General features: G+C 65.5%; 15 protein-coding genes. 9 read left to right on the top strand and 6 right to left on the bottom strand.

What is annotated here, in order from left to right:
- Window positions 1-29 precede the first annotated feature (29 nt).
- Both ACP694_RS19265 and ACP694_RS19260 read left to right on the top strand, forming a co-directional pair.
- Entirely contained in the window at window positions 30-482 is a 453-nt protein-coding gene (locus ACP694_RS19265; protein WP_426015169.1) for an HlyD family efflux transporter periplasmic adaptor subunit, read from the top strand.
- A 119-nt stretch (window positions 483-601) separates the two neighbouring features.
- A complete protein-coding gene (locus ACP694_RS19260; RefSeq protein ID WP_426015167.1) occupies window positions 602-1,291 on the top strand; it encodes an imm11 family protein in 690 nt (229 codons plus the stop codon).
- Between the two features lie 262 nt (window positions 1,292-1,553).
- On the opposite strand, the gene ACP694_RS19255 is transcribed toward ACP694_RS19260, so the two are convergent.
- A complete protein-coding gene (locus ACP694_RS19255) occupies window positions 1,554-2,024 on the bottom strand; it encodes a DUF4188 domain-containing protein (protein ID WP_426015165.1) in 471 nt (156 codons plus the stop codon).
- A gap of 42 nt (window positions 2,025-2,066) precedes the next feature.
- On the opposite strand from ACP694_RS19255, the gene ACP694_RS19250 reads away from it, so the two are divergent.
- The 3 genes from ACP694_RS19250 (at window position 2,067) to ACP694_RS19240 (ending at window position 3,400) form a co-directional block, all read left to right on the top strand.
- Complete coding sequence (locus ACP694_RS19250) at window positions 2,067-2,657, top strand: TetR/AcrR family transcriptional regulator (protein ID WP_426015163.1); 591 nt, start codon at window positions 2,067-2,069, stop codon at window positions 2,655-2,657.
- 116 nt (window positions 2,658-2,773) lie between these two features.
- Window positions 2,774-3,064 (top strand): nucleotidyltransferase family protein, encoded by a 291-nt coding sequence (locus ACP694_RS19245; RefSeq protein WP_426015161.1) that lies wholly within the window; start codon window positions 2,774-2,776, stop codon window positions 3,062-3,064.
- Window positions 3,065-3,103: 39 nt separating this feature from the next.
- Complete coding sequence (locus ACP694_RS19240; RefSeq protein ID WP_426015228.1) at window positions 3,104-3,400, top strand: DUF86 domain-containing protein; 297 nt, start codon at window positions 3,104-3,106, stop codon at window positions 3,398-3,400.
- Here ACP694_RS19240 and ACP694_RS19235 read toward each other — a convergent pair.
- Window positions 3,397-4,773, bottom strand: a complete 1,377-nt coding sequence (locus ACP694_RS19235) for an MFS transporter (protein ID WP_426015159.1) — start codon at window positions 4,771-4,773, stop codon at window positions 3,397-3,399. The genes ACP694_RS19240 and ACP694_RS19235 overlap by 4 nt on opposite strands.
- Window positions 4,774-4,895: 122 nt before the next feature.
- Here ACP694_RS19235 and ACP694_RS19230 point away from each other — a divergent pair, with 122 nt between their 5' ends.
- Complete coding sequence (locus tag ACP694_RS19230) at window positions 4,896-5,648, top strand: extensin family protein (protein ID WP_426015156.1); 753 nt, start codon at window positions 4,896-4,898, stop codon at window positions 5,646-5,648.
- 9 nt (window positions 5,649-5,657) lie between these two features.
- On the opposite strand, the gene ACP694_RS19225 is transcribed toward ACP694_RS19230, so the two are convergent.
- On the bottom strand, window positions 5,658-6,131 hold the full coding sequence (locus ACP694_RS19225; RefSeq protein ID WP_426015154.1) for an SRPBCC family protein: 474 nt from the start codon (window positions 6,129-6,131) through the stop codon (window positions 5,658-5,660).
- Between the two features lie 165 nt (window positions 6,132-6,296).
- Here ACP694_RS19225 and ACP694_RS19220 point away from each other — a divergent pair, with 165 nt between their 5' ends.
- Both ACP694_RS19220 and ACP694_RS19215 read left to right on the top strand, forming a co-directional pair.
- Window positions 6,297-7,064 (top strand): SDR family oxidoreductase, encoded by a 768-nt coding sequence (locus ACP694_RS19220; RefSeq protein ID WP_426015153.1) that lies wholly within the window; start codon window positions 6,297-6,299, stop codon window positions 7,062-7,064.
- A gap of 204 nt (window positions 7,065-7,268) precedes the next feature.
- Window positions 7,269-7,526, top strand: coding sequence for a GlsB/YeaQ/YmgE family stress response membrane protein (locus ACP694_RS19215; protein WP_426015151.1), 258 nt, complete (start codon window positions 7,269-7,271; stop codon window positions 7,524-7,526).
- Between the two features lie 66 nt (window positions 7,527-7,592).
- On the opposite strand, the gene ACP694_RS19210 is transcribed toward ACP694_RS19215, so the two are convergent.
- From ACP694_RS19210 to ACP694_RS19200, 3 genes are all read right to left on the bottom strand, one after another.
- The gene (locus ACP694_RS19210) at window positions 7,593-9,986 is read right to left on the bottom strand and encodes a putative bifunctional diguanylate cyclase/phosphodiesterase (protein ID WP_426015149.1); all 2,394 of its coding nucleotides are present in this window, start codon (window positions 9,984-9,986) and stop codon (window positions 7,593-7,595) included.
- Window positions 9,987-10,160: 174 nt separating this feature from the next.
- Entirely contained in the window at window positions 10,161-11,993 is a 1,833-nt protein-coding gene (gene typA, locus ACP694_RS19205) for a translational GTPase TypA (protein WP_426015147.1), read from the bottom strand.
- A gap of 740 nt (window positions 11,994-12,733) precedes the next feature.
- The gene (locus ACP694_RS19200) at window positions 12,734-13,654 is read right to left on the bottom strand and encodes an N-formylglutamate amidohydrolase (RefSeq protein WP_426015145.1); all 921 of its coding nucleotides are present in this window, start codon (window positions 13,652-13,654) and stop codon (window positions 12,734-12,736) included.
- A 177-nt stretch (window positions 13,655-13,831) separates the two neighbouring features.
- On the opposite strand from ACP694_RS19200, the gene cpdR reads away from it, so the two are divergent.
- Window positions 13,832-14,188, top strand: coding sequence for a cell cycle two-component system response regulator CpdR (gene cpdR / locus ACP694_RS19195; protein WP_426015143.1), 357 nt, complete (start codon window positions 13,832-13,834; stop codon window positions 14,186-14,188).
- Window positions 14,189-14,198 lie beyond the last annotated feature (10 nt).

Here is a 14,198-nt window from a genome sequence, read left to right as displayed (position 1 = left end):
CTAAGGCCAGCGACAAGGCAGGTCTCACCGTGCTGACCGCGCCGCAGGACGGGGTGATCCAGCAGATGCAGGTCCACACCCTGGGCGGGGTCGTCAAGCCGGCCGATCCCCTGATGGTGCTGGCGCCCAAGGGCGGCGAGCTGATCATCGAGGCCCGCGCCCAGAACCGCGACGCCGGCTTCGTCCACGAGGGCCAGAGCGTCGAGGTCAAGCTCGAAGCCTATCCGTTCACCCGCTACGGAATTGTGCACGGGGTGATCGAACATGTGGGCCGCGACGCTGTGCAGGACGAAAAGGAAGGACTCGTCTTTCCCGCCATGGTTAAGCTGTTGCAACCTTGGATCATGATCGAGGGTCAACGCGTACCGCTAGCTCCGGGCCTGGCGGCCACCGTCGAGATCAAGACCGGTGAGCGCCGGATTATTGGGTTCCTGCTGTCGCCGTTGGCGCGGCGGGTGAAGGAAGGCGGGCGGGAGCGGTGAATCACAAGAGCGCAACGATTATGGGGTCTCGACGAGCCAATTGGGTCGAGTGCATTTGCGACGCACAGCTGGACTCCCAGCCTGGCAGTTACGGTCAACAGTTTGGAGCTATCAACTCTATGTCCAATCCTTCGATCTCCGAGATGCGCGGGCTTGTGAAGCTTCGTGAGAAACGAACGTTCGCGCGAAGCATCCAGCCCGCGGACCCTGTCGGGCGCTTCATGAGCGTCCACGCGAACTACGACTACGGGCAAGATTTGCTGGTCTGGGAAAATGCTCTTCCCATGATGGAGGCGCCGTACGTGGGCAATCGATACCAGCAACATCGCGGCTTGGATGCCGTGGCGGATTTTGACCTGACTTTTCGGGGCAAGGAGAGCGAAGTCATCGACTTTTATGCCCCGGCGGCGGACATCTTCATAGTGTCTGACAAGGCGTTGGAAATAATCGAGGGTCTTGACCCTGACGCCGTGGAGCTACGGCGGGCCACGTTAAAGGGCAACGGCTTCGCGCGCCCCATGAATGTCATTATGCCCGGTCGCCTCATCGAGGCCGTGGATCCTGATGCCTCGGATGTCACCGTCCATTACAAGGAAACTGTCCCTGGCGTCTCTGCCATAAGGGTAAACTTTCCATCTGGTGTAATTTTTAAGAAATTAAGCCCTGAAATCCATGCATTTAAAGATTTGGATATAAAAGACTGGTTTTGGTCACGAGAATTACTCGAAACGGCGAAAGCATGTGGCGTTCTCGGCCTGTACGCTAAGCACCCGTCCGGGCAATCCATCTATGAGAATTTATATTTATAAGCCTGAATATTATAACGTCTGATCAAAAAAGTGAATCTTTAGATAATTATACGGGATGAAGAATGGCCACTCCGGGTAGCGTTACGGTAAAATTTCGCGGAACAACTACTCGGCCACTGCGCGCGACGGGGAAAATCCCGTTCAGCTCGGTCACGCTTCCCAGTGGATTCCAGAAGTCGGAAACAGGGACACACACTCATTTCGGGAGCCCCTGGAACACGGGGTCGGCGTTGCGCCGGTCTGGCTTGAAAGAGCGTGTTCTTCACCTGACACCGGCCTCCACCCGCGCCCGCGCGGTCATGAACGGGCCGACGGGGGCGAGGGGCGGGGCGAACAGGGCAAGGCCGGTGGGCGGCATGTCGAGATAGATCGCCTCCATGCCGCCGTTGCGCCGGTAGGTTTCGTGCCAGAAGCCGACGCCCTGGCCGTCCTTGAGAAAGTCACGCCACCAGGTCTTGTGCGGCGCGCTGCGGGTGAAGCGTTCCAGGCTGTCCATGTCGCGCCAATATTGCCGCATGCCGAAATGGTTGAGGCCGTAGACCAGGTTTTCGTGGGCCAACAGGCCGTCTGGCTTGTGGCGGACGATCTGGTTGAGGTCCGGGCCGATGCCGACCATGGCCTTGAGGCCGCGCCAGCGGTTCAGGCGGATGCCCAGATAGATCACCACCAGGTCGGGATAGGCCGAGAGATCGACCGAGACGCGCGTCATGGCGGTGGAGGCCTGGGATTGCATCACGCCGTCTCCTGATGTTTATGGCGTATACATAGCGACGGGATGTGTACGCTGTCAACATCAAAGGCCCCCTATCACCATGGCGATCTACGCGCGGCCCTGATTGCGGCCGCCGAGACGTTGCTGACCCGGATGGGGCCCTCCGAACTGTCGCTGCGCGGCGTGGCGCGGGAGGCCGGCGTCTCGGCCATGGCGCCCTACCGCCACTTCGCCGACAAGGACGCGTTGCTGGCCGCCGTGGCCGGAGACGGCTTTCGCCAGTTCGAGACGCGGTTGAACCAGGCCACCTCCGCCGCCCCGAACGCCAGGGCCGGATTGATCGCCCAGGGCGTCGCCTATGTGCGGTTCGCCCATGACCAGCCGGCGCTGTTTCGGCTGATGTTCGGGCCGTTGATCACCAAGGCAGTGGCCTTGGAGCATCTCGACCGCGATAGCGCCCCGGCCTTGGACGCGCTGCGCGGCGCGGTCGCCGCCGCCTATCCGCAGGCCGATACCGCGCGGCGAGACGATTTGGTGCTGACCTGCTGGTCGCTGGTGCACGGCCTGGCGGGTCTGATCGTCGACGGCCGGCTGCCGGCTTCGGCGGAGGTCGCCGAAGCCATGGCGGCGCGGGTGCTGCGACTGTTGCCGTGAGGGGATCCTCGCCGCTGCGAAACGGGCGAAAGGCTTTACATCGCCTTGGCCGACGCATTCTGCAGTTACTTTCCGGACCGAATGCCCCGTTCCGCTTTCGTGCTATACGTCTCGGCATGACCCTCGAAGACGCCCTTGCCAGATTGCGCGCGGCCAAGCCGCTGTTGGATCGTTACGGCGTCCAGCGGGTCGGCGTGTTCGGCTCGACGGCGCGGGGCGAGGCGGGGCCCGATAGCGACGTCGACGTGCTGGTGGAGTACGGGCCCGCCACGCTTCCGGGCTTTGGCTTCTTCAGATTGGAACGCGATCTGGCGGCCTTATTCGGACGGCCGGTCGATCTGGTTACCCAGGATGGGCTGCATGAACTGATCCAGGCACGGGTGATGGACGAGGCCGTCTTTGCGTGATCCCGCCGACAGTCTCTATCTGTCGCGCATGCTCCAGCGATCGGGGGTATTCGGCTCTACACACGCGGCATGGATCAGCCGGCTTTTCTGGCCGATCCCTTGGCTTGCGACGCCGTGGCCATGAACCTGCTGGCCATCGGCGAAAACGCTTCCAAGATTTCTACAGCGGTTCGAGCCCTGGCGCCGGACGCCGACTGGCGCGACGCGATCAATCTTCGTCACCGCATCGCCCACGGCTACGATGATCTCAGCTTCTCGGTTCTTTGGTCCATCGTGGTCGTTGAACTCGATCCGCTCGCGGAGGCGGTCGCAAGGATCACCCTCTCGGACGCCTAGTCCCGCCCCAGCCGCCAAGCCGCCGCCAGTCCCACCAGCGCCAGCGGCGCGAACGCCGCGAAGAGCCATAGGCCGTGGGCTTGGCCGCTGGCCGGCGTCACCCCGCCGGCGAACCCCAGCGCATTGGCCAGCGCCCCGGCCGCCGCCGCGCCGGCCGCGCCGCCGATCAGCTGGGTGGTGGGCACGGCGGCCGAGGCCAGGGCCTGTTCGCCCTCCGGCGCGCCGCCGATCACCCGCTTGGCCAGGAAGGCCCAGCAGATCCCGAAGCCCGCGCCCAGGGTGAACATCGACGCCACCACGCCCCAGAGCCCGCCGCGCACCATCTCGACCGCGCCCCAGGCGACACCGACCGCGATGACCGCCGCGCCCAGCCGGATGGCCTGGCCCTCGTGCTTGGGCTTCAGCCCCGCCACCGCGAACGAGAAGCCCGTCCAGCCGGCGGCGATGGCCCCGATCACATAGCCGCTCAGCAACGGGCTGGCGCCATGCAGCGCCTGGATGAAGGCCGGGCCATAGACCGAGAAGCCCATCGTCGCCGCCTCGCAGAAGAAGATCACCATCAGGCCCAGCCCCGTGGCGGTGGTCAGGTCGCCGGCGGCGCGGGGCAGCAGGCGGTCCTCGGCCCGGCCGTTGACCAGCAGCAGGGCCGCCAGGGCCGCCACGCCGAAGAGCGCGCAGAGGCCGGCGGTGAGATGTCCCGGCACGACCCCGGCGGCGGCGATCAGCGACACGCCGACCACCAGCAGGGCCAACTGGCGTCCGGGGATTCGGCCACCCGCCGGAGCCTTGGGCGCGGCTGGAACCATGACCAGCACCGCGCCGACGAAGATCACGCCCTGCGCCACGAACAGCCAGAACGCCCCGCGCCAGAAGCCCGCCTGCGCGAACAGCCCGCCGCAGAGCGGACCGAGCAGCGTCGCCGCCCCCCAAACCCCGGCGATCGCGCCATAGACGCGGGGCCAAAGGCTCTCGGGGAACATCGCGCTGATCGCCACATAGCACAGCGACACGATCGCCCCCGCGCCCAGGCCCTGAACGAGGCGGCCGGCCACGAAGGTCAAAAAGTCCGGGGCCAGCGCGCCCATGGCGCAGCCGAGGGCGTAGAGCAGGCCGGCCAGGGCGGTGGCGTTGCGCAGGCCCAGGCGGATCGAAAGCTTGCCCGCGCAGGCCCCCGCCAGGATCGAGCCCAGCAGGAAGGCGGCGATCGACCAGCCGAAATATTGGTAGCCGCCGATCTCGCGCGCCACGCTGGGCATGATCGTCACGGTCACCAGGGTGTCGGCGGCGTTCAGCCAGATCCCCAGGCACAGCAGGGCGAAGCGCGGCGCCATCTCGGCGTTGAGCAGGGCGCGCCAACTGTTCGGCGTGGGCATCAAGGACCTCCAGGGAGGCGCTACATGCCCTCTCGGGATCGCCTAGCCAAGCCTTGGCGGTTGAACCGCACGCCGTGGTCATGCTTGGGTGCAACATTAACCCTTCGAGCGCCCCCCCGCCCATGGCCTATCGCGTCCCGCGCCATCCGCGTGTCGAGCATCGCACGCGCCACCAGAACAGGCTGGCGGGCCTGACGGCGCTCGTCCTGCTCTGGGTCCTGGTGCTGATCATGGCCCTGGTGGCCGATCGCAGCATCGCGCGCCAGCACCTGCCCTGGAAGCCGCTCAGCGTGGTCGATCCGGTGGGCATGGCCACGCGGATCAAGGCGGCGCGGGCGGGCAGCGATCCGGTGATCTGTCGGGCCATCCTGCGCAAGGCTGGCCTGACCTATGCGGACCTGCCGGAAAAGACCGATGGCGGGTTCTGCGTGGTGCGCGACGCCCTGCGCATCGACAGCGGCATGGCGCCCCTGTCACCGACAGATGCGCCCATGGTTTGTAAAGAGGCCCTGGCCCTGTCGATCTGGGAGCGCCAGGTGGTCCAGCCGGCCGCCTATGAGGTGCTGGGCCAGGGTGTAGTGTCGATGGAGCACTACGGCACCTATTCGTGCCGGCGCATGTACGGCAAGGCGGAGGGACCGGTCAGCGAGCACGCCAGCGCCGACGCGATCGACCTGGCAGGCTTCAAGCTCGCCGACGGCCAGACGGTGTACGTGGCCCGCGACTGGAACGATCCCGGGCCCAAGGGGCAGTTCCTGCACCGGGTGCGCGATGGAGCCTGCCGGGTGTTCCTGACCACGCTGAGCCCCGACTACAACGCCCAGCATCACGACCACTTCCACCTCGACATGGCCGGCTGGAACAAGTGCGCCTGAGGCGTCGCCTTACAACGTCTTCGCGACCGCCGTCATCTGATCGGCCGCGATCCCCCAGCCTTCCTTGAACCCCATGGCCTCGTGGGTCTGACGATCCTCGACGGTCCAGTGGCGGGCGGTGGCGGTGTAGCGGGTCGTACCGTCGCCCAGGTCTTCAAACTCGACGATACCGACCATGAAGGGCTTTTGTGACGGAACCCAGGTCGAGGTGAAGGCGTCGGTGAACACGATGCGGCGGTTCTCGACCACCTCCAGATAGACGCCTGGATTGACGACCTCTTCGCCGTTCGGCCCCTTCATGGTGATCACGCTATTGCCCCCGGTGCGAACGTCCATTTCGGCGTGCGACACGACCCAGGGCGGCGGGCAGAACCACTTGGGCAGCAGTTCCGCCGTCGTCCAGCATTTGAAAAGCTTGTCGGCAGGGACGTCGATGACGCGGGTCAGCACGAGTTCGCGGTCGCTGGCGTTGTCGGTGGTCATGACGCTCTCCAGGGATTTTTAGTGTTGTGCCCGAAGGACGGCCGGCGCGTCTCGGCTCCGACATCGGAGGCGGCAAATTTCGTCGATGCTTGACCGGTGGGCTGGCCTAGGGCCAATCTATGGGCAATTCAAACGATCGTTTTGAAAGCCCTGGGAGCCATCGCCATGACCACCCTCTTCGACCTGACCGGCAAGGTGGCGATCATCACCGGCAGCTCACGCGGCATTGGCAAGGCTATCGCCGAGCGGATGGCCGAGCATGGCGCCAAGGTGGTGATCTCGTCGCGCAAGGCCGGGCCTTGCGACGAGGTGGCCGCGGCGCTCAACAACAGGCATGGCGCGGGAACCGCTATCGCCGTGCCCGCCAACATCGCGGCCAAGGAAGACCTGCAGCGGCTGGTCGACGAGACCCGCGCGGCGTTCGGCAAGATTGACATCTGCGTCTGCAACGCCGCGTCCAATCCCTATTACGGTCCGCTGGCCGGGATCGCCGACGACCAGTTCCGCAAGATCCTCGACAACAACATCATCAGCAATCACTGGCTGATCTCGATGGTCGCCCCGGAGATGCGTGAGCGCAAGGACGGCGCGGTGATCATCATCAGCTCGATCGGCGGCCTGCGCGGCAACGCCATCATCGGGGCCTACAATATCAGCAAGGCCGCAGACTTTCAGCTGGCCCGCAACCTGGCGCACGAGTTTGGGCCCGACAATGTGCGGGTCAATTGCATCGCGCCGGGCCTGATCAAGACCGACTTCGCCAAGGCCCTGTGGGACGATCCGGCCACCCTGGAGCGCGCGACCAAGGGCGTGCCGCTGCGCCGCATCGGCGAGCCCGACGAGATCGCCGGCGCGGCCGTCTACCTGGCCTCGAAAGCGGGAACCTTCATGACCGGCCAAGCCCTGGTGGTGGACGGCGGCGCGACCATCTAGAGGTCCCCGACAACACCACCGGACACTTCACCAAGCGGGTTCAACGCCCGCCGAAGCGCATCGTTTTGCTCCGAATCAGGACGGCGTAGCCCGGCTTCGGCCAGGCCTGAGCGTCGCCCTTCACGTCGATACGCGGGCTGACACGCAACCATCGTCGCCCGCCAGGCATTTGGCAGGCGAACTTGGCTGTTAGGGAACACTGACATGAGCGGCGTAGGCTTTATTGGCGCGATTATCATCGGCATCTTCGCCGGCTGGATCGCCGAACAGATCATGGGCCGCAGTCACGGCCTGATCACCAACTTGATCGTTGGCCTGGTGGGCGCGCTGATCGGCGCGTTCCTGGCCAGCATGTTCAACATTCACTTCATGGGCTGGATTGGCAGCCTGATCGTCTCGACCATCGGGGCGATCGTGCTGCTGTTCATCCTCGGCCTGTTTAGCGGCCGGCGCCGGATCTAGCTTCCAAGAGTGTCATCCCGGACAAGCGTTCAGCGCGCCGATCCGGGATGACAACCGTTTGATATTCTAGCTTGCCCGGGCGGCGACCGCAGCCGCGTCGTCCAGCACTTCGCGTCGCAGCCGCTGGGCGGTATTGCCCAGCAGGAAGCCGGGGATGTCGGCCATGGGCATGGGCCGGCCAAACAGATAGCCCTGGAAGTGGTCGCAACGCATGTCCTCGAGGATCAAGGCCTGCTCGGCGGTCTCGACGCCTTCGGCGGTGACTTCCAGGTTCAGCGTGCGGCCCAGCAGGGTGATGGTGCGCAGGATGTCGGTGATGGCCGGATTTTCGGACATCTCGGCGATGAAGGTCCGGTCGATCTTGATCTTGTCGAACGGGAACCGCCACAGATAGGCCAGGCTGGAATAGCCGGTGCCGAAGTCGTCCATGGCGATGCGCACGCCCAGAGCCTTCAGCGCCGTCAGCTGCTCCACGGTGCCGGCGGTATCGGAGAGCAGCAGGCCCTCGGTGATCTCCAGCTCCAGGCGCGACGGCGCCAGGCCTGACGTGCCCAGGGCGTGGCGCACTTGGTCGACGAGGTCGCCGGTGGCGAACTGGTTGGGCGACAGGTTGACCGCCACCTTCAGGTGGTCGGGCCACGAGGCGGCTTGGGCGCAGGCCTCGTTCAGCACCCATTCGCCGATCTTGCAGATCAGTCCCCATTGCTCGGCGCATTCGATGAAGTCGTCGGGGCCCACCACGCCGCGGCGCGGGTGTTGCCAGCGCAGCAAGGCCTCGAAGCCGGTGGTCTCGTGTTCCTTGGCGCCGATCAGCGGTTGGAAGAACAGCTTGAGCTCGCCGTTCTTCAAGGCCGCGCGGAGGTCGATCTCGAGCGACCGGCGTTCCTGGGCCCAGATGTCCATATTGGCCTCGAAGAAGCGATAGGCGCCGCGACCGTCGCCCTTTGCGCGGTAGAGGGCCAGGTCCGCGTTCTTCAGCAGGGTGTCGGGGTCGCTGGCGTCGGCCGGGGCGATGGCGATGCCGACGCTGGCGCCGATCGACACATGGTGCTCGTGCAGTTCGAAGGCCTCGGCCAGGGTGTCGACGACGGCCTGGGCCAAGGCGCCGAGCGCGGCGGGGTCGAGGTTGTCGCGCACCACCACGGCGAACTCGTCGCCGCCCAGGCGGGTGACGATCCCCATGTCGCCCACGCAGGCGCGCAGGCGGGCGGCCGCTTCGACCAGCAAGGCGTCGCCGATCGGGTGGCCCAGGCTGTCATTGACGCCCTTGAAGTGGTCGAGGTCGAGACACAGCACGGCGCAGCCGGTGGTCTCGCCGTCGGCGCTCCAGGCTCCGCCCAGAGCCTGCAGGAACGACAGGCGGTTGGGCAGGCCGGTCAGAACGTCGTAATGGGCCAGGCGGCGGATGCGCTCCTGGTCCTTGCGGGCCTGGGTGACGTCGGCGCCGACGCCGCGAAAGCCGGTGAAGACCCGGTCCACATCGTGGATCGGCTTTGCGGTCAGCGACCACCAGTGGATCGCGCCATCGACCACGATGGTCATCGACACGTCGCGGAAACCCTTCTGGTCGGTCAGCAGACCCGACAGGGTGGCGGCCAGGCCGTCCGGCACCTCGGCCAGCTCTGCGCCCAAGCTGCCGACATTGCGGCCGATCAGCGAGTCGCGCGTCACGCCGGCCGCCTCGGCCATGCGCTCGGACACATAGGTCAGGTCGCCGGTGGCGTCGATTTCCCACAGCCAGTCGTTGGAGCCCTCCTCGAAGTCGCTGAGCAACAGGCTGACGACCTGTTTCTGGCGTTCCAGTTCCTCGCTGGTGACGAACCGCTCGACGAACACCTTGGCGTGCAACAGGCAGGAGGTAACCACCACCAGGTAGCAAAAGATTAGCAGGCCCGCCAAGGCCAGCAGGATGGGCTGGCCGCTGGTCAGCAGCACGAACAGCGAGCCGACCACCAGCGGCGTCGTATAGGCCAGGGCGGCCATCGGCAGGGTCAGTAGGGCGAAGGCGCCGCAGCCGATCATCCCGGCCATCAGGGCCACGACCAGCATGCTCATGTGGATGCCGGCGGTGTCGTCGAAGGCGAACATCGGCAGCAGGCCCCACAGGCAACCCAGCAGGCCCGCTTGCAGCGCCACGCGCCGCGCGCCTCGGGCCGACACGGTGTTCTTGCCGCCCTTGCGGCGTTGAGCCGCGGTCCAGCCGCGCAGGCCCAGCAGGGCGTAGCCGATGACCACGGCGGTCCAGAGGATCAGGGCGTTGCGGTGGTAGCCGCCAAAGCCAGCCACGCAGACCAGAATGGCGTTGACGATATTGGCGCTCATCATGACCGGCGTCAGGCGCAGGATGCTCTGAAGTTGCTCCATGCGAACGCGGCCGGCGATAGCCTCGGGCACCGGTGGAATTAGCCGCGACACCAGGCGGCCGGGTCCTCCGAGGACCATCGAGGTGAGAGTGGTCATGCGCAATGTGCGGCCCCGAGATCCGGAATGCCCCCCATCCCGTGCCGGCAGCCTAACGATGGTCTCTGAAGCCCCGGTTAATCGTGCCGTGACCATTGGACGCATGAAAAAGGCCGCCACCCCGGAGGGCGGCGGCCTTCTTGATCGTCTGCTCCGGAATGCTCCGGGAACCGACTATTCTTCCTTGACGCGACGCTTGCGGAACGACGGGTTCAGCACCTGCTTGCGCAGGCGGATGTTCTTGGGCGTCACTTCCACCAGTTCGTCTTCCTCGATGTAGGCGATGGCCTGCTCGAGGGTCATGCGGCGCGGCGGGGTCAGGCGGACGGCTTCATCCTTGCCCGAGGCGCGGATGTTGTTCAGTTGCTTGGCCTTCATCGGGTTGACGTCCATGTCATCACCCCGGGCGTTTTCGCCGATGATCATGCCCAGATAGGTCTTCTCGCCGGCGCCCACGAACATGACGCCGCGATCTTCCAGGTTCCACAGCGCGAAGGCGGCGGTTTCCCCGTCCGAGTTGGAGATCAGCACGCCCTTGCGCTGTTGGTCGAGCGGGCCCTTGTAGGGCTCATAGTGGCTGAACACGCGGTTCAGCACGCCCGAACCGCGGGTGTCGGTCAGGAACTCGCCCTGATAGCCGATCAGCGAACGCGACGGGGCGATCAGCGAGATGCGGGTCTTGCCGGCGCCGGACGGACCCATGTCCTTCAGCTCGGCTTTGCGCTGCGACAGCTTCTCGATGACGATGCCCGAGAACTCGTCGTCGACGTCGATCATGACGTCTTCCATCGGTTCCAGGCGCTTACCGGTTTCCGGGTCGATCTGGTACACCACGCGCGGACGGCTGATCGACACTTCGAAGCCTTCGCGACGCATGTTCTCGATCAGCACGCCCAGTTGCAGTTCGCCGCGGCCGGCCACCTCATAGGCGTCGCCCTCGGTGGACTCGGTGACCTTGATGGCCACGTTGGATTCGGCTTCCCGCAGCAGGCGGTCGCGGATGACGCGGCTTTGGACCTTGTCGCCTTCCTTGCCGGCCAGCGGGCTGTCATTGACCGAGACGCTCATCGAGATGGTCGGCGGATCGATCGGCTGGGCGGGCAGGGCCTCGGTGACGTCCAGGGCGCACAGGGTGTCGGCCACCGTGGCCTTCGACATGCCGGCGATGGCGATGATGTCGCCCGCTTCGGCTTCGTCAACCGGCTGGCGCCTGAGGCCGCGGAAGGCCAGCACCTTGGTGATGCGGCCGCGCTCGACTTCCTTGCCGTCACGGTCCAGGGCGTGGATGGCCATGCCGGGAACGGCCTTGCCGCTCTCGATGCGGCCGGTCAGCAGGCGGCCCAGGAACGGGTCGGCTTCGATCAGCACGTTCAGGATCTGAAACGGCGCGTCGACCTTGGCGATCTGCTTGGGTTCCGGCACGTGGCGGACGATCAGGTCGAACAGCGGGGCCAGGTTATCGTTGGGGACGTTCAGGTCCATCGTCGCCCAGCCGGCGCGGCCCGAGGCGTAGATGTGCGGGAAGTCCAGCTGCTCGTCCGTCGCGCCGATGGCGGCGAACAGGTCGAACGCGGCGTTGTGGACCTTGTCCGGATCGGCGTGGGCGCGGTCGACCTTGTTGATGCAGAGGATCGGGCGCAGGCCCATCTTCAGCGCCTTGGTCAGCACGAACTTGGTTTGCGGCATGACGCCTTCCTCGGCGTCGACCAGCAGGACGCAGCCGTCCACCATGCCCAGGATGCGTTCGACTTCGCCGCCGAAGTCGGCGTGGCCGGGGGTGTCGATGATGTTGATGCGGGTTTCCCCGGCTTCACCGTTCCACAGGACGCTGGTGCACTTGGCCAGAATCGTAATGCCGCGTTCGCGCTCCTGGTCATTGGAGTCCATGGCGCGTTCGGTCGTCGCCTCATTGGCGCGGAACACGCCAGACTGGGCGAGAAGCTGATCGACGAGAGTGGTCTTGCCATGATCGACGTGCGCGATGATGGCGATGTTTCGCATGGACATGGAGAAGGCGGGCTTTCGGGGAGAAGAGAAGTGGTTTGACGCTGTGCGCGTCAGGCGCGCGGCTTTTACGCGACTGCGCGACGTTTATCCACCCCACCTCTGCGCAAGGCTTTGACGTGGAAACCGGTGTCAGCCGCAAACCCCTTAATTTTATGGGGTTTGCGAAAGTTACGAGTGGATGTCGTTTCTCTCGCAACCAATTGTGCACTGCAGCATTGCGCCGAAATATGGCGAAGCTTGGCGATCGGCGTCCGCTAAACCTTATGTTACAAAGGATTTCTAAGCTTGAGTGCGACAAAAAGTGACAGCGTTGCCGAACATTTTGCTTGATGCATTTCGCACCGCACCCTATAAGCAACCCGTGAGGCGGCCTCGCCGCCTCTGCCCTTCCTGGGCGTTTCCTCCCTAATGAACTGCCCGGCTTTCGAGCCGGGCTTTTTTTTGGTCTGTGCCCTGGGCGGCTAAAAACCCTCTCTCTTTGAGTGAGGGAGGGGTCCGCCGCCCCAGGCGGTGGGAGGGTGAGAGGTTTCACGGCCAACCGGAAAAGCTCGATACCTTTATTTGATCAACCGGTGCCGGGCGCGGGATCTCAAGGTAGTCCCAGTATCCATACGCCGGCGCGGGTAAGCGCGTTGTGCAAGGCATCCAGGCGGCGCCTTGGTCTGAGAGGGTGTAACCTCTCACCCTCCCATCGCTGCGCGATGGCTCTCTCTCTCTCTCTCTCTCAAAGAGAGAGAATTTCAGAGCAACTCAGCCCAATCCGTCGCGGCCAACTGCCGGGTCACCGTCTCGATGTCCGCCTTCAGGCGCGCCAGACCCTCGGTCGGCTCGCGCGTGGTCTCGTTCATATAGAGCGCGCGATTGATCTCGACCTGGATGGCGTGGGTGCGTCGGGCGGGGCGGCCGTAGTGCTCGGTGGTATAGCCGCCGGCATAGGGCGCGTTGCGGGCGACGCGATAGCCCAGCGTCTCCAGCGCCTTTTCCATCAGCCCGGTCATCTTGGGCGAGCAGGCCGCGCCAAAGCGATCGCCCAGCACGATGTCGCACGGACCGCCGCCGCGCGCCCGGTGGCCGCGCGCCGCCGCCGCCGGCATGGAGTGCCAATCGACCAGCACCGCCAGGCCGTGGGTGTTGCGCGCCTGGGCCAGCAGGCGATCCAGCGCGTCGTGATAGGGGCGGTGGGCGGTGTCGATCCTGAGCTTGGCCTCGATGAAGGTGAGCTTGCGGGCATAGATCGGGCGGCCTTCGCCGGCCACCCGGGCAATCGTCCCCAGTCCGGCCGCCACGCGCGCCGTGCGGCCTTGGGCGAAGTCGGGCAGTTCGTCCTCGAACATCGCGGGATCCAATTCCCAGGCGTCGCGGTTGCAATCGACATAGGCCCGCGCCAGCCGGGCCCGGATCACATTGGCCCCCAGGGCCGGCGCGCCGCCGATCAGGTCATCGACGAAAGCGTCCTCGGAGCCGCGCAACTCGCGAGCCTCCAGCCGGGCGGCGGCCATCATCTCGGGCGGATAGAGCTTTCCCGAGTGGGGCGAGGCGAAGACCAGGGGCGTCGGCGGCGGCAGACCCTCGGGCGCGGCGCGCAACACTTCGAAGGCCGGCGAAAAGCCATGCTCCGCCGTCGCCGGCGTTTTCGAAGCGATCTGCTCCCATGCGGTCATGGACTTATTGTCGCGGCCCTGCGCGCCGGGGTCAAACGACAAGGCCGCAGCGTTATAGAGACAGGACCGGGCGCCCAGGCTTTAACTGTGGACGGTCGGCGGTAATTCATTCGCGATTTACCGTCCTTCTCTAGATTCCTCCTTTCCAATCCCGACGTTCGCCCGGAAACTGACCGCATGGCCCGCATCCTCCTCGCCGAAGACGATGACTCCCTTCGCGGCTTCCTGGCCCGCGCCCTGGAGCGGGCTGGCTTCGAGGTCCAGGCCTGCGCCGACGGCGAAGAGGCGGTCCAGCACCTGGACACCCCCTGGGACCTGTTGCTGACCGACATCGTCATGCCCGGCATGGACGGCATAGAGGTGGCCCGCCAGGCCGCCGCTCGTGATCCGTCCCTGCGCATCATGTTCATCACCGGCTTCGCCGCCGTGGCCCTCTCGGCGCAGGACCGCGCACCCGCCGGCGCCAAGGTCCTGTCCAAGCCCGTGCACCTGCGCGACCTGGTCTCCGAAGTCGAAAAGATGATGGCCGCCTAAAATTTTCCCA

It is taken from the genome of Caulobacter sp. DWR2-3-1b2 (assembly GCF_049896345.1).
GTDB lineage: Bacteria > Pseudomonadota > Alphaproteobacteria > Caulobacterales > Caulobacteraceae > Caulobacter.
The sequence above is the reverse complement of the archived record's forward strand: the minus strand, read 5'-3'. Positions and strand labels throughout refer to the sequence as shown.